The following is an 18,295-nucleotide window of genomic DNA, read 5'->3' as shown; positions in this document are numbered from 1 at the left end:
CCCACGGACTTTGGGGTGACGGATGGTGGAGAGCACGGGCGGGGAGGCCGGGGACGGCGGAGCCGCCGAGCTGCTCGACCGGCCGTTGCCCGAAGGCGTACGGCGGCGGGTCGTGGCGATCGTCTCGGACGGCTTCGGCGGTCTGACGATGAACGAACTTCCGGCCCAGCTGCGCCAGTACGCGCGGTTCACGCCCACCCGGCGCGCCAAGTTCGCCGGGAACGCGATGGCGGCCGCGCTGGAGAGCGAGACCCTGTTCCGCCAGCGGATCGGGGAGCGGCTGCGTGAGGCGCAGCCCGAGCTCGCGGGGGCCCTGGACTCCGGGACCCCGCCGCCCGCCGCGGACCCGCTCGACGTGGCCGCGGCCGCGTACGTGCTGCGCCCGGCGGGCTGGGTCAAGCTCGTCGCCGCGGCCGGCGAGGAGGCCCAGCGGGCCGACGCCGAGCGCGTCGACGAGGAGACCCGCGCCGAGCTGGACCGGCTGCGCGAGCAGCTGGCCGAGGCGCAGGCGCACACCCGGTCCGAGACCGAGCGGCTGCGCACCGAGCTCGACACGGCCCGGCGCGAGGCCGAGTCCGTGCACCGCAAGCTGCGGGCCGCGCTCAGCGACGTCAAGCGCGGTGAGGCCGCCGCCCGCAAGGCGCGGGCCGAGGCCGACTCGGCACGGGCCGAGGGGCAGGCGCAGGTGTCGTCCGCCGAGAGCGAGAGCCGGCGGCTCAAGGCGCGGCTCGGCGAGGTCGAGGCGGCGCTCGAGGCCTCGCGCAGGGCGGCCCGCGAGGGGCGCAGTGTCGAGGACATGCGGGTGCGGCTGCTCCTGGACACCGTGCTCGAGGCGGCGCAGGGGCTGCGCCGGGAGCTGGCGCTGCCGCCGGTGTCGATGCGGCCCGCCGACTCGGTGGACGCCGTGGAGCCGGGCCGGATGACCCCGAAGGACATCGCGGCGCGCGCCCTGCACGAGCACGACCCGGCGATCCTCGACCAGTTGCTCGCGCTGCCGCAGGCCCACCTCGTGGTCGACGGCTACAACGTGACGAAGACCGGCTATCCGACGATGCCGCTGGAGAAGCAGCGGCTGCGGCTGCTCGGTTCGCTGTCCCAGCTGGCCGCGCAGACCGGCGCCGAGGTCACATGTGTCTTCGACGGGGCGGAGCTGGCCGCGCCGGTGCTGCTCGCGCCGCCGCGCGGGGTGCGCGTCCTGTTCTCGAAGGCGGGCGTGACGGCCGACGAGCTGATCCGTCAGCTGGTGCGCGCCGAGCCGCCGGGCCGTCCGGTCATCGTCGTCTCGACGGACCGGGAGGTCGCCGACGGGGTGGCGAAGGCGGGGGCCCGTCCGGTTCCGTCCGTGATGCTCCTGAAGAGGCTTTCGCACGCCTGATGTCCGGTTCGGCCGGACCGGCAACATCCGTTCCACTTGCCCGAATTGGCGAAACCTTCACGCAACGTAGCGTCAAACGGACATCACTGCACGTGAGTTGATGGCAAAGAATGCAGTGGGTGACCGAGAATTTTCTCGTCAGGATTTGAACTGATCACAAGAAGGTCACTAGGGTCGGGCCTCGAACCTCCGCTCGGATGATCGCTCGCACGAGGTGAGCGACGGCGGAGGGCACCGCCCACCGGGTGTCTGTGGGCGGCTGGAGGAAGAAGGAGCTCGCCTTCGTGGCGTCCCACCGTCGACCCAAGCAGCCGAGCCGCACCCGTGTGACCGTGCTCACCGCGACCGCCGCCGCTGCCGTGGCCCTCACCTCGCAGGCCGCCAACGCCGCGCCGAACCCCGACAAGGGGGAGGTCAAGGCCAAGGTCGACAAGCTCTACGAAGAGGCGGGCAAGGCCACCGACCTCTACAACGGGGCCAAGGAGAAGCAGAAGAAGCTCGAGAAGCAGATCGGCGAGATCCAGGACAAGGTCGCGCGCGGCCAGGAGGATCTCAACGAGCTGCGCACGGGCCTCGGTTCGCTCGCCAGCCAGCAGTACCGCTCGGGCGGCATCGACCCCTCCGTGCAGCTCTTCCTCTCCGCCGACCCGGACGACTACCTCGACAAGGCGTCCACCCTCGACTCGCTGAGCGCCCAGCAGCTGCAGTCGCTCAAGAAGGTCCAGGAGAAGCAGCGGACCCTCGCGCAGGAGCGCGCCGAGGCCTCCGAGAAGCTCAAGGACCTCGCGGACACCCGCACCGAACTCGGCAAGAAGAAGAAGGAAGTTCAGAGCAAGCTGGGCGAGGCCCAGAGGCTCCTGAACACCCTCACCGCCGAAGAGCGCCAGAAGATGGCCGAGAAGGAGCAGCGCGCCAGCCGCGACGCCGCCGGCCGCGTCGACCTCGGCAACGAGGTGCCCGCCTCCCAGCGCGGCTCCGCCGCCCTGAGCGCCGCCGCCACCCAGATCGGCAAGCCGTACGTCTCCGGCGGCTCCGGCCCCAACTCGTACGACTGCTCGGGCCTGACCCAGTGGGCGTACAACCAGGCCGGCGTGGGCATCACCCGCACCACGTACACGCAGCAGAACGACGGCCCGAAGATCGGCATGAGCCAGCTCAAGCCGGGCGACCTCGTCTTCTTCAACAACCTCGCGCACGTCGGCCTCTACGCCGGCAACGGCCAGGTGCTGCACGCCCCGCACCCCGGCGCCGTCGTCCGCTACGAGTCGATGAGCACGATCGGATCCTTCCAGTTCGGCGTCCGCATCTGACCGGAGCCGTGCCCGGTCCGGTGCGCGTGCGATCCTCGTACCAACGACACCGGAAAACGCGCCCGTTCGGGCGAATTCCGGCATCCCGCACTTACCCCGCGCCCCGCCACTGACCTGCGTCAGAGGCGGGGTGCCGCGTTGTGCGGACGCTGTTCGATCGTTGGAGGGGGCCGGGGCGCCCGACTACTGTCGGCGCGCATTCCCCCGAGCACGGGGGTCCGTCAGCGGAAGGGAGAGCGGCTTCCCGTGGGGTCCCATCGCCGAACTGCGCACTCTCGGCTCCCCGGTCTCGACCGGAACACTCGCGCAACCGTCCTCACCGTGGCCGTCGCCTCCGCGGCCGCCGCACTCGCCGCCGTCCCCGCGGACGCCGCCCCGAAGGACACCCCGGCCGACACCAAGGCCGAGGTCGACCGCCTCTACGAGCAGGCCGAGAAGGCCACCGAGGCCTTCAACAAGGCCGACGAGCGGGCCGACCGGCTCCGCACCGAACTGCGCACCACCCAGGACGAGGTGGCCCGCGGCCAGGAGCGGATCAACGCGATGCGGCGCGCCCTCGGACTCCTCGCCGGCGCCCAGTACCGCTCCGGCGGCATCGACCCCTCGCTCGCCCTCATGCTCTCCTCCGACCCGGACTCCTACCTCGACAAGGCCGGCACCCTCGACCGGATCAGCGCCCGGCACGCCGGCGAGCTCACCGAACTGCGCGCCGCGCAACGCGACCTCGCGCAGGAACGCACCGAGGCCCGCCGCAAGCTCGCCGAGCTCGACGCGAGCCGCAAGGCCGTCGCCCGGCACAAACGCGGCGTCGAGACGAAGCTCGCCCGCGCCCGGCAGCTGCTCAACTCCCTGCCGGACGCCGACCGCGCCGCCTACGAACGCTCCTCGCGCGGCGGCGAGCGCCCCGACCTGAGCGGCGCCGGAGCCGCCGCCTCCGGTCGCGCCGCGACCGCCCTGGCCGCCGCCCAGTCCGCCCTCGGCAAGCCGTACGTGTGGGGCGCCAGCGGGCCCTCCGCGTTCGACTGCTCGGGCCTCATGCAGTGGTCGTACGGGCGCGCCGGGGTCGCCCTGCCGCGCACCTCGCAGGCCCAGCGGTACGCGGGCCGCCAGGTGCCGCTGTCGCAGGCCCGGCCCGGCGACCTCGTCGCGTACGGCGCCGACGCCCACCACATCGGCATCTACGCCGGCAACGGACAGGTCATCCACGCCCCCTACCCGGGCGCCCCGGTCCGCTACGACCCGGTCGGCATGATGCCCGTCTCGTCCGTGACCCGCGTCTGAGACCCGGCCCGCCGGCACGCCGTACGATCAGCGGGATGGCTGGTCGACGGCGTGCGGTGCGCGGGGCGGGGTGCTGGGTGGCGCTCGGCGCCCTGCTCTTCGGCAGCGCCGGATGCGAGCGGGCACCCGCGCCCGTGGACGCCCGCGGGGCCGCCGTGCAGCGCGTCCTGGACCGGCGCGCGGACGCCGTCCTCGACGGGGACGCCACCGCGTACCGGGAGACCGGCGGCGCCGACCCGTACCTGCTCACCGACCTCGCCGCCGTCCCCCTCGCCTCCTGGACGTACCGGGTGACCCGGCTCGACGGCACCGGGCCCCGGATCACCGCCGACGCCGAGCTGCGCTACCGCGTCGCCGGGTACGACACCGTGCCCGTCGTGGCCCGGCGGACCCTGACCCTGCGGCGCTCCGACGGCCGCTGGCGCGTCGTCGGCGACGAACCGGCCGGGAAGTCCGGGCGGCAGCTGTGGGAGCAGGGCCGGGTGACCGCCGTCCGCGGCGCCCACAGCCTCGTCCTCGGCGTCGGCCAGCAGGACAACGTGCTGCGCTCCTACGCCCGCCTCGCCGACCGCGCCGTGCCCGCCGTCACCGACGCCTGGGGCCGGGACTGGGCCCGCGAGGTCGTGATCCTCGTCCCCGGCTCGCTCGACGGCATGGGACAGCTCCTCGGTGCCCCCGCCTCCGGCTACCGGGGCATCGCCGCCGTCACCACGGGCGAGGCGGGCGGCTCCGGCGCGGCGCCCGCCGACCGCGTGATCATCAACCCCGAGGCGTACGGGGTGCTCGGTTCCGTCGGCAAACAGGTCGTCCTCACGCACGAGACCGCCCACGTGGCGACCCGCGCGGTGACCACCGCGGCGACCCCGCTGTGGCTCTCGGAGGGGTACGCGGACTGGGCCGGATATCGGGACGCCGGACGCACCACCGCACAGGCCGCGCCCGAACTGCGCAGCGCGGTCCGCGACGGCGCCGCCCCCACCGATCTCCCCGAGGACGCCGACTTCGGCTTCAGCAGCGACCCGGGCCGCCTCGCACGGGCCTACGAGAGCGGCTGGCTGGCCTGCAGGATGATCGCAGACCGCTGGGGCGAGGCGAAGCTGAACGCCTTCTACGCGGCCGTAGGACGTCACGACGGCCGCGCCGGCGCGGTGGAGTCCGCCCTCCAGAACGTCCTCGGCATCGGCGAACAGGACTTCACGGCGCGCTGGCGGGAGTACGTGCGCCAGCAATTGGGCGGCTGAGGATCGGGCATATCGGGGAAATGCGACCCGAAGGGTCTGCATTTCAGGGGCGCGGGGAACTGCGCGACCAGCCCCCACCGGCCGTCAGACGGACAGCGCTCGGTCGTCGGTGGACTGGTCCGGGACCGCGGAGCGCTCCGCGCGGCGGGGCTCGGTCACCGTCGCGCGCCACAAGCGGCGGCAGGCCAGCAGCGTCGCCGCCACCAGCAGACCGTTGCGGACCAGCATCAGGGCCAGGCCCAGCGAGTCGCTCGCCACCACGTGCCCGAACCAGACCGGGAACTCCAGGAAGGTCACGGCCGACGCCACGAGCACCAGCCACACCGGCAGCGCCATCCGGCTCTCACGGAACAGCAGGCACACGGCCGCGACCCCGACCAGCCACACCATGTACTGCGGGCTGATCACCCGGCTCGTCGTCGTGAACAGCAGCACCGCCGTCAGACCCGCGTCAGCGAACGTCGACGAGGACCAGGCCCGCGCCCGCAGCCGCCACAGCACCAGCCAGCCGAACGCCAGCGCCGTCAGCCCCTGCGCCAGCGCGCTCACCAGATCCACGTGCGGGCCCAGGAACTCCACCGAGCCGTAGTTCAGCTGCACCGAACCGGACCAGCCGAAGCGCCGCGCCACATGGAACACGAGCGCCCCGAGCGACTCGACCTCCGTACCCCGGTCCCGCTGGAACGTCAGGAACGCGAACGCCCCGGGCATCGACAGGGCCGACACCAGCGCGAGCACCCCCGCCGTCAGCGCCGCCGCGCCCCACGTCGCCCGGGTGGCCCGGCCGCGCCGGGTGCCGATCAGGAGCAGCACCGGCCACACCTTGAGCATCGCCCCGATCCCGGTCAGCACCCCCGCCGCGCGCGGGTGGCGCGCCATCGCGAGCAGCGCCGCGACGGCGACCGCGGTGACCATCACGTCGTAGCGCGCGTACACCGTCTGCCCGAGCAGCGGCAGGCCCACCACCCACACCCACACCCCGCGCCGGGCCTTGCCCTGCCGCTCGGCCACGTACAGGAGCAGGAAGAAGACCGCCGCGTCCGCGAGGAACGACAGCAGGAAGAACGCCGAGGCGTACTCCAGGAACGGCAGCAGGCCGGGGGAGAGGATCGCGACCGCCGCGGCCGGCGGGTACTGCCAGGTCACATCGTCCAGCGGAAACGTTCCGGTACGCAGGACGTCGAACCAGCCCTGGTAGATCACCGACACGTCGCTCGTCACGTCCGGGCCCGGCACCGTCACGACCTTGAAGACGCACAGCAGCAGAAGCGTCCTGGTCAGGACCCAGACGACGAGGAGCGATGTGGGGGTTCGCGTCTTCATTCGAGTCATCATGCCCGCCGCTCCCGCGCCCTGGCCACGGACCCCCACGGCGTGCCGTGCGCCGCTTCACCGGTTCGGTACTGTCTGCCACGATGCACAAGACCCTGATCGTGACCAACGACTTCCCGCCCCGCCCCGGCGGCATCCAGGCCTTCCTGCACAACATGGCGCTGCGCCTGGATCCCGAACAGCTCGTCGTCTACGCGTCCACGTGGAAGCGGAGCCGGGAGGGCGTCGAGGCGACCGAGGCCTTCGACGCCGAGCAGCCCTTCACCGTCGTGCGCGACCGTACGACGATGCTGCTGCCGACCCCGCGCGTGACCCGCCGCGCGGTGGGCCTCCTGAAGGAACACGGCTGTACGAGCGTCTGGTTCGGGGCCGCCGCCCCGCTCGGCCTGATGGCGCCCGCGCTGCGCCGGGCCGGAGCGCGGCGCCTCGTCGCGACGACCCACGGGCACGAGGCGGGCTGGGCCCAGCTGCCCGCCTCCCGTCAACTGCTGCGCCGCATCGGCGAGGGCACCGACACGATCACGTACCTCGGCGAGTACACGCGCTCCCGGATCGCCGCCGCGCTCACCCCCGAGGCGGCCGGCCGCATGGTCCAACTCCCGCCCGGCGTCGACGAGAAGACCTTCCACCCCGGTTCCGGCGGCGCGGAGGCGCGGGCCCGGCTCGGGCTCAGCGACCGGCCCGTCGTCGTGTGCGTCTCGCGGCTCGTCCCGCGCAAGGGGCAGGACACGCTGATCCTGGCCATGCCGCGGATCCTCACGGAGGTGCCCGACGCTGTGCTGCTGATCGTCGGCGGCGGGTCCTACGAGAAGGAACTGCGGCGGCTCGCGCACGAGACCGGCGTCGCGGACTCGGTGGTGTTCACGGGGGCCGTGCCGTGGAGCGAGCTGCCGGCGCACTACGGGGCCGGCGACGTCTTTGCCATGCCGTGCCGGACGCGGCGCGGCGGGCTGGACGTCGAGGGGCTCGGCATCGTCTACCTGGAGGCCTCCGCGACGGGGCTGCCCGTGGTCGCCGGGGACTCCGGCGGGGCGCCGGACGCGGTGCTCGACGGGGAGACCGGGTGGGTCGTGCGGGGCGGTTCGCCGGAGGCGGCGGCGGACCGAATCGTGCCGCTGTTGTTGGACCCGGAATTGCGGGCCCGGATGGGGGAGCGGGGGCGCGCCTGGGTCGAGGAGAAGTGGCGCTGGGATCTGCTGGCGGAGCGCCTACGAGGGTTGTTGTAGGGGTTGCCGGGCGAGTGCGGGCCGGTGGGGCTTCTCGCGCAGTTCCCCGCGCCCCTGAAATGCATGCCCTTCGGGCGCATTTCCCCGATCGAGGCGCGGGGCGCCTGTGGTCGGGGGAAGGCGCGGCGAAGCCGCATGCCTTCCAGGGGCGCGGGGAACTGCGCGAGCAACCACGACGAAGCGGGCACTCGCCGACCGGCAAGTACCCGCTACGGCGATGAGGCGCGTCAGCCCCGGTAGATCGCCTCGATCTCCTCGGCGTAGTCCTTCGCCACAACATTCCGCTTGAGCTTCAGCGACGGCGTGAGATGCCCCGAGTCCTCGGTGAACTGGGCGCCCAGCACGCGGAACTTGCGGACGGACTCCGCCTTGGACACCGCCGCGTTCCCGTCGTCCACGGCACTCTGGATCGCCGCGAGCAGATCCGCGTCACCCTGGAGGGACGCCACGCTGGAGCCGGCCGGCTTCCCGTGGTCCTCGGCCCACTTGCCGAGGAACTCCTCGTCGATCGTGACGAGCGCGCCGACGAACGGCCGCCCGTCGCCGACGACCATGCACTCGGCGACCAGCGCGTGCGCGCGGATGCGGTCCTCGATGACGGCCGGCGCGACGTTCTTGCCGCCCGCCGTCACGATGATCTCCTTCTTGCGCCCGGTGATCCGGAGGTACCCGTCCTCGTCGAGCGTGCCGATGTCACCGGTGTGGAACCAGCCGTCGGCCAGGGCCTCCTCGGTCGCGCCCTCGTTGTTCCAGTACCCCGTGAACAGGTGCTCGCCGTGCAGCAGCACCTCGCCGTCGTCGGCGATCCGCACGACCGAGCCGGGCAGCGGCTGGCCGACCGTGCCGATCTTCTGGCGGTCCCACGGGTTGAAGGCGGTCGCGGCGCAGGACTCGGTCAGGCCGTAGCCCTCCAGGACCGTGAAGCCGATGCCGCGGAAGAAGTGGCCGAGCCGCTCACCGAGCGGGGCGCCGCCGGAGATCGCGTACTCGCCGCGCCCGCCGAGCACCGCGCGCAGCTTGCTGTAGACGAGCTTGTCGAACGTCTTGTACTTGAGCTTGAGGGCCAGCGACGGGCCCTTGGGGGTGTCGAGCGCGCGGCTGTACTCGATCGCCGTGTCCGCGGCCTTGTCGAAGATCTTGCCCTTGCCGTCGGCCTGCGCCTTGGCCCGCGCCGAGTTGTAGACCTTCTCGAAGACACGCGGCACACCCAGGATCAACGTCGGCCGGAACGCGGCGAGTTCATCGGTGAGGTGCTTGATGTCGGGCGCGTGGCCCAGCTTGATCGGCGCCATCAGCGAGGCGACCTCGACCAGCCGGCCGAAGACGTGCGCGACGGGCAGGAAGAGGAGGACCGAGCACTCGCCGGTGCGGAAGAGCGGCTTCAGACGCTCTACGACGTTGCCGCACTCCGCGAAGAAGCTGCGGTGCGTGAGCACGCAGCCCTTGGGGCGGCCGGTCGTGCCGGAGGTGTAGACGATCGTGGCCGGGTCGTCGGCCTTGGCGATGGCGCTGCGCTCGTCGACGGCCGAGTCGGGCAGCACGGCGCCGGACCGGTTCAGCTCCTCGACGCCGCCGGCGTCGATCTGCCAGACGTGCCGCAGCTCGGGCAGGCTGTCGCGCACGGAGGCGACGGCCGCGGCGTGCGCGTCCGACTCGACGAGGATCGCGACGGCGCCCGAGTCGCCGAGGATCCACTGGATCTGCTCGGCGGAGCTGGTCTCGTACACGGGGACGGTGATCGCGCCCGCGCTCCAGATCGCGAAGTCGAGCAGGGTCCACTCGTAGCGCGTGCGGGACATCAGGGCGACCCGGTCACCGGCCTGGACGCCGGCGGCGACGAGGCCCTTGGCGGCGGCCCGCACCTCGGCCAGGAACTGGACGGACGTCACGTCCTGCCAGGTGCCGCCGATCTTGCGACCGATGACGGCGACGTCCGGATGCTGCGCGGCGTTTCTGCGGACGATGTCGGTCAGATTGCCGTCGGCAGGGACCTCGTACAAAGCCGGAAGGCTGAACTCGCGCAAGACTGCTGCTCCTCATAGGGCGCCGGCGCCACGACTCTGTGTGATGCGTCGGTACGGTCCAAGATCGGGCAGGTGCTCATCATGGTTGAACTGAGCACGACTGGACTGCCCGGACGTTACCCATCAGTACAGCTTCTTCGGTAGGGGGTCCAGGCCAGATGTTCGCTGCGTCACACGTCGGGGCGGTGCTTTCCGCAGGGTAGTCCACCTCTTTGCGAACCAGGAAGTCACCGCAGGTCCGGCCACCTCTACCCACCTCGGGGCAGGCGTCCTAGGGTGATCGTATGCGCGTACATGTGGTCAGCGATGTGCACGGAAACTCCACCGACCTCGCACGAGCCGGCGACGGTGCCGACGCCCTCCTCTGCCTCGGCGACCTGGTCCTCTTCCTGGACTACGCGGATCACTCACGCGGCATTTTTCCCGATCTGTTCGGAGTCGAGAACGCCCACCACCTCGTCGAGCTGCGCACCGCCCGCCGCTTCGAGGAGGCGCACGCCTTCGGCGCGAAGCTCTGGGCCGGCGTCGACCGCTTCCCCGCCATCGAGAAGGCGGTGCGCAAGCAGTACGCCGAGATGTTCCCGGCGTTCCCCACTCCGACGTACGCCACCTACGGCAACGTCGACATCCCGGGGCTGTGGAGCGAGTACGCGGGCCCGGGCACGACCGTGCTCGACGGGCAGCGGGTCGAGATCGGCGGCTGGACCTTCGGCTTCGTCGGCGGCGGCCTGCGCACCCCGATGCGGACGCCCTTCGAGGTCGACGACGAGGAGTACGCGGCGAAGATCGAGGCCGTCGGAGAGGTCGACGTGCTCTGCACGCACATCCCGCCGGAGGTCCCCGAGCTCGTCTACGACACGGTCGCGCGCCGCTTCGAACGGGGCAGCCGCGCGCTCCTCGACGCCATCCGGAAGACCCGGCCCCGGTACTCACTCTTCGGCCACGTCCACCAGCCGCTCGCCCGGCGCATGCGCATCGGCGCCACCGAGTGTGTGAACGTCGGGCACTTCGCCCGGGGCGGGCGGCCCTGGGCCCTCGAATGGTGATGCCGGAGCGGTGACATCGGGCCCGCTCGCGCGCGATAGCCTGCTCGCGCACACACACGTAGGCACGGCCGACCCCTGACCGTTATCTGGAGGAGCCACGGCGATGGCGGAACACACCAGTTCGAGCATCACGATCGAGGCGGCGCCTGCCGAGGTCATGGGCGTGATCGCCGACTTCGCGCGGTATCCGGACTGGACGGGCGAGGTGAAGGAGGCGGAGGTCCTGGCGACCGACGACTCCGGGCGCGCCGAGCAGGTCCGGCTCGTCATGGACGCGGGTGCGATCAAGGACGACCAGACGCTCAAGTACACGTGGACGGGCGAGAACGAGGTGTCCTGGACGCTCGTGAAGTCCCAGATGCTCCGCTCTCTCGACGGCACCTATGTGCTCCGCGCCGCGGGTGCGGGCACGGAGGTCACGTACTCCCTGACGGTCGACGTGAAGATCCCCATGCTCGGGATGATCAAGCGCAAGGCGGAGAAGGTCATCATCGACCGCGCCCTCGCCGGCCTGAAGAAGCGGGTCGAGGCCGGCAAGTAGCGGCCACGCGCCCCTGGGACGCGTACTTGCGTACGCCATCTCAGGGGTCTCAGGGGCGATCTTTCTCGGGGTAGCCTCGCGGGCATGCGGACTCTCCTTGTTGCCGGGCCCGGTGGGGCCGGGCGGACCACGGTCGCTGTCAGTACGGTCCGGCGGGCCGTGCGCGACGGGCTGCGGGTCCTGCTGGTCACCGGCGACGAGGTCCCGGACGTGCCCGGGGCCGAGATCAAGCGGCTCATACCGGCCGACGAGTTCCGCGACGACCTGCTCGCCCTCCAGGAGCGGGCCGGCGGCCTGCTCGACATGGTCGGGGCCGCACGGCTCGACGCCGACGAACTGACCCCGCTGCCCGGCAGCGACGAGCTCGCCCTGCTGAGGGCCCTGCGCGACAGCGCCGGCGGCACGCACGACCTGGTCGTCGTCGACTTGCCGGCCGGACCGGGCGCCGTCTCCCTCCTGGCTCTGCCCGAGCAGCTGCGCCGCTACCTGCGCCGCCTGCTCCCCGCCGAGCGCCAGGCGGCCCGCGCCCTGCGCCCCGTCCTCGGCCGGCTCGCCGGTGTGCCGATGCCCGCCGAGTGGCTCTGCGAGACGGCCGCCCGCTGGGACGCCGAGCTCGCCGCCGCCCAGTCCGTCATCGACGCCGAGGGCACCGCCGTACGGCTCGTCGCCGAGCCCACCAAGGCCGCCGCCGAGAGCCTGCGGCACATCCGCACCGGCCTCGCCCTGCACGGCCTGCCCGTCGAGGCCGTCCTCGCCAACCGCGTCCTGCCCGACGGCTCCACCGACCCCTGGCTCGCCGACGCCGCCGCCCACCAGCGCAAGGTCGTCGCGGGCTGGCCGGACGCGTACGAGATCCCGCACCTGGGGCGCGACGCCGACGGCGGGCTCGACGTACCGGCGCCCGGCGCGGCCGCGCCCCGCGCCGACTGGCCCGTCGAGGACCGGATCGCCGAGGACGGCGTGCTGGTCTGGCGGATCCCGCTGCCCGGCGCCGTCCGCGAGGAGCTCACCCTGATCCGGCGCGGCGACGAACTCGTCGTCGGCGCCGGACCGTTCCGCCGCATCGTGCCGCTGCCCTCCGCGCCCCGCCGCTGCACCGTCGCGGGCGCCGGGCTCGTCGACGGTGAGCTGTGCGTACGGTTCGCGCCGGATCCCGGGCTGTGGCCCCGGACCCCGTGAACCGCACGGCCCCGTTCGGGTACCGTCGAAGACACCACCACCTCAGCTCTCCGCAGGAGTCAGCCGCCATGAGCGACGCCACCGAGCAGCCCGCACCCCAGGCCGACGCCGACGCCTGGGAGAAGGCGTGCGCCGAGGATCTCGCGGCGGAGAAGGCCCGCCGCCGTGCCCAGCAGGGCCCCCAGCCCGGCACCGCCGCCGAGGAGCTGAAGAAGCTCGTCGACGCCGTCGCCGACAAGCTCTCCGGGGTCCAGGCCCCCTTCCTCGGAGCCGTCGCCCAGGGCACCGCCGAGCAAGCCGTCAAGCAGGTCGTCAAGCAGGCCCGGTCCGTCGTCGAGCCCGTCATAGAGCGCAACTCCGACGTGTTCGACCACCTCGCCGCCGCGGGCTCCGAACTGCTCGCCGCGTACCGGTCCGCCGTCGAGGGCCAGGAGGCCCGCTGGACCCAGCGCACCCAGGAGCCGAAGGCCCCCGGCGGCCCCGAGAAGAAGGGCCCCGGGGACGAAGCCCCCGGCGGCGAACACATCGACCTGGACTGAACCCGCCTGAGAGGGCCTGCCGCCGGATTTCTGTCTGCCCGGCGGCGTCTGGCACGCACATCTGCGGCGTTGTCGTCGGTCACCGACGCTCCGCGTCGACTCCCTCCTCCGCCTTGCAGCTGCACGCACCAGACGCCGCCGGGCCCGCCCTTCGGGCGAACGACAGAAATCCGGCGGCAGGCCCTCGGGTACGGTGGGCCCTAGCGGGGCTCGACCGAACTGAGGGATTCATGGGACTCACCATCGGCGTCGACATCGGCGGCACGAAGATCGCGGCCGGCGTGGTCGACGAGGACGGCAACATCCTCTCCACGTTCAAGGTGCCGACGCCTTCCACGCCGGACGGGATCGTCGACGCCATCGCCTCGTCCGTGGAAGGCGCGAGGGCCGGACACGACATCGTGGGCGTGGGCATCGGTGCCGCCGGATACGTCAACCGTCAGCGCTCGACCGTGTACTTCGCGCCGAACATCGACTGGCGCCAGGAACCACTGAAGGCCAAGGTCGAGGAGCGCGTCGGCCTCCCCGTCGTGGTCGAGAACGACGCGAACGCGGCCGCCTGGGGCGAGTACAAGTTCGGCGCCGGCAAGGGCCACCGCAACGTCATCTGCATCACCCTCGGCACCGGCCTCGGCGGCGGCATCATCATCGGCAACAAGCTGCGCCGCGGCCACTTCGGTGTCGCCGCCGAGTTCGGCCACATCCGCATGGTGCCGGACGGCCTCCTGTGCGGCTGCGGCTCGCAGGGCTGCTGGGAGCAGTACGCCTCCGGCCGCGCCCTCGTGCGCTACGCGAAGCAGCGGGCCAACGCCACGCCGGAGAACGCGGAGTTCCTGCTCTCGCTCGGCGACGGCACCCCCGACGGCATCGAGGGCAAGCACATCTCCATGGCCGCCCGGCAGGGCGACGCCGTGGCCGTCGACTCGTACCGCGAGCTGGCCCGCTGGGCCGGCGCCGGCCTCGCCGACCTGGCCTCCCTCTTCGACCCCTCCGCGTTCATCGTCGGCGGCGGCCTCTCCGACGAGGGCGAGCTGGTCCTCGACCCGATCCGCAAGTCGTACAAGCGCTGGCTGGTCGGCGGGAACTGGCGACCCGTCGCCGACGTCATCGCCGCCCAACTGGGCAACAAGGCGGGCCTCGTCGGCGCCGCCGACCTGGCCCGGGAGCCCGACCCGGTCATGTGACCGGATCGCGTACGTGCCGGTGCCCGTCGTTCCCCCTGGGAGCGGCGGGCACCGTCGTATCTTGATCACATGCCGACCGACGCCACGACCAGCCCGCTGCCCAACTCCCGTACGGAACCCGACGGTTCCGCCGTGATCCGCGTCCTCAGCTACAACATCCGCTCCCTGCGCGACGACACCGCCGCGCTCGCCCGGGTCATCAAGGCCTGCGCCCCCGACCTCGTCCTCGTCCAGGAAGCGCCCCGCTTCTTCCGCTGGCGCAAGAAACTCGCCCGGCTCGCCCGCGCCGCCGACCTCGTCATCCTCTCCGGCGGCGGCAGCGCGGCCGGACCCGCGCTCCTGTGCTCCCTGCGCGCCACCGTCGAACGCACCGAGGACGTGCTGCTCCCGCTCACCCCGGGCCTGCACCGGCGCGGCCTCGCCACCGCCGTCGTCCGCTTCGGCGGCGTCCGGCTCGGCGTGGTCAGCTGCCATCTGAGCCTCCAGAAGGACGAGCGGTACGCGCAGGGCGGCATGCTGCTCGACACGATCGCCGGGCTCGGCGTCGAGCACGTCGTCGCGGGCGGCGACCTCAACGAGCGGCCCGGCGGGCGTACCTTCCGCCGGCTGACCGCGACCCTGAACGACGCCTGGGCGACCCGGCCCTGGGGCGGCGAGTACACCTCCACACCGGACGACCCGCACCAGCGCATCGACGCCGTCCTCACCACCCCGGGCATCGAGGTACTCGGCTGCGGCGTCCCCGGCTTCCTCCACCCCGGCGACCTGCGCGCGGCCACGGACCACCTGCCGGTCCTCGCCGCGCTCCGGGTGCCGGCCGGCGGGGGCGCTCAGCCGACCTCGTAGACGAGGTGCGTCGCCGTGGAGGTGGCGAGCACGCTGCGCCGGACCAGCGGGCGCGGGACCGCGCCCGTGAACAGGGGCGTGCCGCCGCCGAGCAGCACGGGCGCGAGGTGCAGGGACAGGACGTCCACGAGCCCCGCGTCCAGCGCCGAGCGGATCGTCGCGGCGCCGCCCATCAGGACCACGTCGAGATCCCGCCCGGCGGCCGCCGCGGCCGCCTCGGCGTGGGTCCGCGCGGTGGCCACGGCGTCGGCGATCCCGGTCGTGACGAAGGTCCAGTCGAGGTTCTTCAGGCGCACCGACTCCGGCGGCGTGCCGGTGACCACGACGAAGGCGGGCCTGCCGACCTCAGCGGCCCCGTAGCCCACCTCGTCGTTCCAGCCGCCCGGCCCGTCGACCGTGTCGAAGAGGCGGCGGCCCATGACGACGGCGCCCGAGCGCGCGGTCGCCTCGCTCAGCAGCCGCCGGTCGTCCGGGTCCTCGGAGAAGGCCCAGGTGTGCAGGGCGTCGCCGCCCGTGCCCAGACCGCTCTCGGGACCCGGGTCCGGGCCGGTGACGAAGCCGTCGACGGAGACGGAGATGTCGGCGACGACCCGGGTACGTGTCGTCCGTCCTGGTGTCCGTGATGTCATACCTGGCGTCGGTGATGTCATACCAGGACAGACCGGAGCCGCCTCGGGAACTCATCGCCGCCGGGTCAGACGACCGCGCCGCGCCCCGGGTCGTCGTCCTCGTCGTCGCCCGGCTGCATCCGGGCCACCAGCGTGGCGAAACCGCCCAGGAAGCCACCGATGCAGAGCGTCGCCAGCCACCAGGTCATGTCCCAGCCGAGCAGCACGGACAGCAGGAGCAGCACCGGGCCGCCGACCACCGCCAGCCACGCGAACCGCGACGTGACGTCGGCCTCCGGCAGCGGCGGCGGCTCGGGCGGCACGAAGTGGCCCTCGTCGTCGCCGTCGAAGTCGTCGTCGGCCGGCTCGGCCGGCGTGTGGTCGCGCGGGCCGGGAGTCGCGGCGATGCCCGGGGCGAAGGACACCGAGGAACCCAGCGGGCCCCGGGCGGCACGCTCCTCGTCCTCGCGGTCCTCGGCCTCGGGGCGATCCTCCCGCCCGTTCGGCTCGAAGTCGGGCAGGGGCAGGTCCTTCATCGGCTTGAACGGCCTCGCGCCCGGCGGGTCCGGCGGCTCCTGCCCGTACCCCGCGACGATCTCCGCCCACGCGGCGTCCTCGTCGGTGGGCAGCAGCGGGTCGCGCTCCGGGTCCTCGGCCGGCTGCTCGCCGCCCGCCGCCCCGGAGTCGCGGCTCTCGCCGCCGTCGGGGCTCTCCGGCTCCCGCCGCTCCTGCTCAGCCACCGCTGGCCGTCCCTTCCACACCTGTGTCCGCACCCGTGCCGGAGCCGTCGTCGGCACCGTCCGCGAGCCGCTCGATGAAGGTGACGCTCTCCTCGAAGATCCGGTCCGCGTCATGGTCCAACGTCGCGACGTGGTAGCTCTGTTCCAGCAGGATCTCGGTGACGTCGCGCGAGGACACCCGGCCGAGGACCCGGGCCGAGTCGGCGGGCGGCACCACGTGGTCCTGCGGGCTGTGCAGCACCACGAGCGGCTGCGTGACCTGCGGGAGCTCGCGGTCGACCAGCCGGAAGAAGTTCCGCAACTGGTGCGCGGCGTGCAGCGGGACCCGGTCGTAGGCGACCTCGACCGAACCCTCCTTCGCGATGTCCGAGGCGATCCCCGGGATCGTGCGGACCAGGTGCCGGGCGACCGGGAGGGCGTGCGCGGCGGCGCCGTGCACCTTGTTCCCCGGATTGACCAGGACGAGGCCCGCCACCCTGTCCCCGTGCCGGGCCGCCAGGCGCAGCGCCAGCGCGCCGCCCATCGACAGGCCGCACACGAACACCTGCGAGCAGCGCTCGGCCAGCTCCTCGAAGGCGCGGTCCACCTCCGCGTACCAGTCCTGCCAGCCCGTGACCGCGAGGTCCTCCCAGCGGGTGCCGTGACCGGGCAGCAGCGGGAGCGAGACGGTCAGTCCGCGCTCGGCGAGATGCTCCGCCCAGGGACGCATCGACTGGGGGGAACCGGTGAAGCCGTGACAGAGGAGGACGCCTACCTCGCCGCCTTCGTGGCGGTACGGCTCGGCTCCAGGGAGGACCGGCACCTTCGGTCTCCTGTTCATGTAAGGAGTGACAACGGGGAGAGGTGACACAGCGTGGAGTACGCGCACTACGACGTGCACTTCACCGTACGCGACCGGACCGACACCGACCAGGGTCGTCGGCGTCCGGGGCGGCCTCGCGGGTTAAGGTCTGATCCTCGGACTGATCTCGGACTGATCCGTGGGCCGATCCGGCACGAGTCCGGGAACGAGGGAAGGCAGTGGGTTGATCTACGGCGCAATGAAGGTGGCCATCGGGGGGCCGCTGAAGCTCGGTTTCCGGCCGTGGGTGGAGGGCCTGGAGAACATCCCCGCCGAGGGCCCCGCGATCCTCGCCAGCAACCACCTGTCCTTCTCGGACTCGTTCTTCCTGCCGGCCGTCCTCGACCGCAAGGTCACCTTCATCGCCAAGGCCGAGTACTTCACGACGCCTGGCGTGAAGGGCAAGCTCACGGCCGCCTTCTTCAAGGGCGTCGGCCAGCTGCCCGTGGACCGCTCCGGTTCGCGCGGCGCCGGCGAGGCCGCCATCAAGAGCGGCATCGAGGTCCTGGAGCGCGGCGAGCTCTTCGGCATCTACCCCGAGGGCACCCGCTCGCCCGACGGCCGCCTCTACCGCGGCAAGCCGGGCGGCCTCGCGCGCGTGGCGCTGGCCACCGGCGCGCCCGTCATCCCCGTCGCCATGATCGACACGGAGAAGATCCAGCCCCCGGGCAAGGTCCTCCCCAAGCTCATGCGCCCCGGCATCCGCATCGGCAAGCCCCTCGACTTCCGCCGCTACCAGGGCATGGAGGGCGACCGGTTCGTCCTGCGCGCGGTCACCGACGAGGTCATGTACGAGATCATGAAGCTCTCCGGCCAGGAGTACGTCGACATGTACGCGACCGCCGCCAAGCGGCAGATCGCGGACGCGGAGAAGGCCGAGAAGGAAGCCAGGAAGGCGCTCGAGAAAGAGCGCGAGAAGGCGCTCGAGAAGGAGCGGGACGGCTCGTAGCCGCGTCGTTCGTTCGCGGACAGTGGTGGGGGA

The 18,295-nt window shown here is 72.6% G+C and carries 17 protein-coding genes; 12 read left to right on the top strand and 5 right to left on the bottom strand.

Going from position 1 to position 18,295, the window contains the following annotated elements; translation table 11 throughout:
* Nucleotides 1-22: 22 nt before the first annotated feature.
* The 4 genes from ACIBTU_RS16610 (at nucleotide 23) to ACIBTU_RS16595 (ending at nucleotide 5,207) form a co-directional block, all read left to right on the top strand.
* Nucleotides 23-1,375 carry an NYN domain-containing protein gene (locus tag ACIBTU_RS16610; protein WP_399126880.1) on the top strand — a complete coding sequence of 451 codons (1,353 nt, stop codon included), beginning with the start codon at nucleotides 23-25 and terminating at the stop codon, nucleotides 1,373-1,375.
* 284 nt (nucleotides 1,376-1,659) lie between these two features.
* Nucleotides 1,660-2,685, top strand: coding sequence for an NlpC/P60 family protein (locus ACIBTU_RS16605; protein WP_399126879.1), 1,026 nt, complete (start codon nucleotides 1,660-1,662; stop codon nucleotides 2,683-2,685).
* Between the two features lie 246 nt (nucleotides 2,686-2,931).
* Nucleotides 2,932-3,966, top strand: coding sequence for an NlpC/P60 family protein (locus ACIBTU_RS16600; protein WP_399126878.1), 1,035 nt, complete (start codon nucleotides 2,932-2,934; stop codon nucleotides 3,964-3,966).
* Nucleotides 3,967-4,001: 35 nt separating this feature from the next.
* Nucleotides 4,002-5,207: a hypothetical protein gene (locus ACIBTU_RS16595; protein ID WP_399126877.1), complete on the top strand. Its 1,206-nt coding sequence runs from the start codon at nucleotides 4,002-4,004 to the stop codon at nucleotides 5,205-5,207.
* Between the two features lie 84 nt (nucleotides 5,208-5,291).
* Here the strand turns inward: ACIBTU_RS16595 and ACIBTU_RS16590 are convergent, their stop codons facing one another.
* The gene (locus tag ACIBTU_RS16590; protein ID WP_399126875.1) at nucleotides 5,292-6,530 is read right to left on the bottom strand and encodes a glycosyltransferase 87 family protein; all 1,239 of its coding nucleotides are present in this window, start codon (nucleotides 6,528-6,530) and stop codon (nucleotides 5,292-5,294) included.
* Nucleotides 6,531-6,622: 92 nt separating this feature from the next.
* Here ACIBTU_RS16590 and ACIBTU_RS16585 point away from each other — a divergent pair, with 92 nt between their 5' ends.
* Nucleotides 6,623-7,765, top strand: a complete 1,143-nt coding sequence (locus tag ACIBTU_RS16585; protein ID WP_399126874.1) for a glycosyltransferase family 4 protein — start codon at nucleotides 6,623-6,625, stop codon at nucleotides 7,763-7,765.
* A gap of 227 nt (nucleotides 7,766-7,992) precedes the next feature.
* Here ACIBTU_RS16585 and ACIBTU_RS16580 read toward each other — a convergent pair whose 3' ends face one another.
* The gene (locus ACIBTU_RS16580) at nucleotides 7,993-9,789 is read right to left on the bottom strand and encodes an AMP-dependent synthetase/ligase (RefSeq protein ID WP_399126873.1); all 1,797 of its coding nucleotides are present in this window, start codon (nucleotides 9,787-9,789) and stop codon (nucleotides 7,993-7,995) included.
* Between the two features lie 284 nt (nucleotides 9,790-10,073).
* Here ACIBTU_RS16580 and ACIBTU_RS16575 point away from each other — a divergent pair, with 284 nt between their 5' ends.
* The 6 genes from ACIBTU_RS16575 to ACIBTU_RS16550 all read left to right on the top strand — a co-directional run bounded on the left by ACIBTU_RS16575 (nucleotide 10,074) and on the right by ACIBTU_RS16550 (nucleotide 15,124).
* Nucleotides 10,074-10,835, top strand: coding sequence for a metallophosphoesterase (locus ACIBTU_RS16575; RefSeq protein WP_399126871.1), 762 nt, complete (start codon nucleotides 10,074-10,076; stop codon nucleotides 10,833-10,835).
* A 103-nt stretch (nucleotides 10,836-10,938) separates the two neighbouring features.
* Entirely contained in the window at nucleotides 10,939-11,376 is a 438-nt protein-coding gene (locus ACIBTU_RS16570) for an SRPBCC family protein (RefSeq protein WP_399126870.1), read from the top strand.
* Nucleotides 11,377-11,460: 84 nt separating this feature from the next.
* Nucleotides 11,461-12,555: an ArsA family ATPase gene (locus ACIBTU_RS16565; RefSeq protein WP_399126868.1), complete on the top strand. Its 1,095-nt coding sequence runs from the start codon at nucleotides 11,461-11,463 to the stop codon at nucleotides 12,553-12,555.
* A gap of 68 nt (nucleotides 12,556-12,623) precedes the next feature.
* Nucleotides 12,624-13,094 carry a DUF5304 domain-containing protein gene (locus tag ACIBTU_RS16560; RefSeq protein WP_399126867.1) on the top strand — a complete coding sequence of 157 codons (471 nt, stop codon included), beginning with the start codon at nucleotides 12,624-12,626 and terminating at the stop codon, nucleotides 13,092-13,094.
* A gap of 230 nt (nucleotides 13,095-13,324) precedes the next feature.
* Nucleotides 13,325-14,278: an ROK family glucokinase gene (locus ACIBTU_RS16555; RefSeq protein ID WP_399126865.1), complete on the top strand. Its 954-nt coding sequence runs from the start codon at nucleotides 13,325-13,327 to the stop codon at nucleotides 14,276-14,278.
* A gap of 69 nt (nucleotides 14,279-14,347) precedes the next feature.
* Nucleotides 14,348-15,124 carry an endonuclease/exonuclease/phosphatase family protein gene (locus ACIBTU_RS16550; protein ID WP_399126863.1) on the top strand — a complete coding sequence of 259 codons (777 nt, stop codon included), beginning with the start codon at nucleotides 14,348-14,350 and terminating at the stop codon, nucleotides 15,122-15,124.
* On the opposite strand, the gene ACIBTU_RS16545 is transcribed toward ACIBTU_RS16550, so the two are convergent.
* The 3 genes from ACIBTU_RS16545 to ACIBTU_RS16535 all read right to left on the bottom strand — a co-directional run bounded on the left by ACIBTU_RS16545 (nucleotide 15,109) and on the right by ACIBTU_RS16535 (nucleotide 17,274).
* The gene (locus ACIBTU_RS16545; protein WP_399126862.1) at nucleotides 15,109-15,753 is read right to left on the bottom strand and encodes a dihydrofolate reductase family protein; all 645 of its coding nucleotides are present in this window, start codon (nucleotides 15,751-15,753) and stop codon (nucleotides 15,109-15,111) included. The two genes, ACIBTU_RS16550 and ACIBTU_RS16545, sit on opposite strands and share 16 nt — an antisense overlap.
* 65 nt (nucleotides 15,754-15,818) lie before the next feature.
* The gene (locus ACIBTU_RS16540) at nucleotides 15,819-16,472 is read right to left on the bottom strand and encodes a hypothetical protein (protein ID WP_399126860.1); all 654 of its coding nucleotides are present in this window, start codon (nucleotides 16,470-16,472) and stop codon (nucleotides 15,819-15,821) included.
* On the bottom strand, nucleotides 16,465-17,274 hold the full coding sequence (locus ACIBTU_RS16535) for an alpha/beta hydrolase (RefSeq protein WP_399127019.1): 810 nt from the start codon (nucleotides 17,272-17,274) through the stop codon (nucleotides 16,465-16,467). The genes ACIBTU_RS16540 and ACIBTU_RS16535 overlap by 8 nt, the downstream gene beginning before the upstream one ends.
* Nucleotides 17,275-17,500: 226 nt before the next feature.
* Between ACIBTU_RS16535 and ACIBTU_RS16530 the strand changes: the two genes are divergently transcribed.
* Entirely contained in the window at nucleotides 17,501-18,262 is a 762-nt protein-coding gene (locus ACIBTU_RS16530; protein WP_399127018.1) for a lysophospholipid acyltransferase family protein, read from the top strand.
* The last annotated feature ends 33 nt before the right edge of the window (nucleotides 18,263-18,295 follow it).

Origin of the sequence: Streptomyces sp. NPDC050145, assembly GCF_044460245.1 — a bacterium.
Classification (GTDB): Bacteria; Actinomycetota; Actinomycetes; order Streptomycetales; family Streptomycetaceae; genus Streptomyces.
The sequence above is the reverse complement of the archived record's forward strand: the minus strand, read 5'-3'. Positions and strand labels throughout refer to the sequence as shown.

What these genes read in the sequence shown, in the direction of transcription:
- ACIBTU_RS16585 (WP_399126874.1), top strand. Translation starts at nt 6,623, where the DNA reads ATGCACAAGACCCTGATCGTGACCAACGACTTCCCGCCCCGCCCCGGC.
- ACIBTU_RS16545 (WP_399126862.1), bottom strand. Translation starts at nt 15,753, where the DNA reads ATGACATCACGGACACCAGGACGGACGACACGTACCCGGGTCGTCGCC.
- ACIBTU_RS16610 (WP_399126880.1), top strand. Translation starts at nt 23, where the DNA reads ATGGTGGAGAGCACGGGCGGGGAGGCCGGGGACGGCGGAGCCGCCGAG.
- ACIBTU_RS16565 (WP_399126868.1), top strand. Translation starts at nt 11,461, where the DNA reads ATGCGGACTCTCCTTGTTGCCGGGCCCGGTGGGGCCGGGCGGACCACG.
- ACIBTU_RS16575 (WP_399126871.1), top strand. Translation starts at nt 10,074, where the DNA reads ATGCGCGTACATGTGGTCAGCGATGTGCACGGAAACTCCACCGACCTC.
- ACIBTU_RS16555 (WP_399126865.1), top strand. Translation starts at nt 13,325, where the DNA reads ATGGGACTCACCATCGGCGTCGACATCGGCGGCACGAAGATCGCGGCC.
- ACIBTU_RS16570 (WP_399126870.1), top strand. Translation starts at nt 10,939, where the DNA reads ATGGCGGAACACACCAGTTCGAGCATCACGATCGAGGCGGCGCCTGCC.
- ACIBTU_RS16550 (WP_399126863.1), top strand. Translation starts at nt 14,348, where the DNA reads ATGCCGACCGACGCCACGACCAGCCCGCTGCCCAACTCCCGTACGGAA.
- ACIBTU_RS16590 (WP_399126875.1), bottom strand. Translation starts at nt 6,530, where the DNA reads ATGAAGACGCGAACCCCCACATCGCTCCTCGTCGTCTGGGTCCTGACC.
- ACIBTU_RS16560 (WP_399126867.1), top strand. Translation starts at nt 12,624, where the DNA reads ATGAGCGACGCCACCGAGCAGCCCGCACCCCAGGCCGACGCCGACGCC.
- ACIBTU_RS16595 (WP_399126877.1), top strand. Translation starts at nt 4,002, where the DNA reads ATGGCTGGTCGACGGCGTGCGGTGCGCGGGGCGGGGTGCTGGGTGGCG.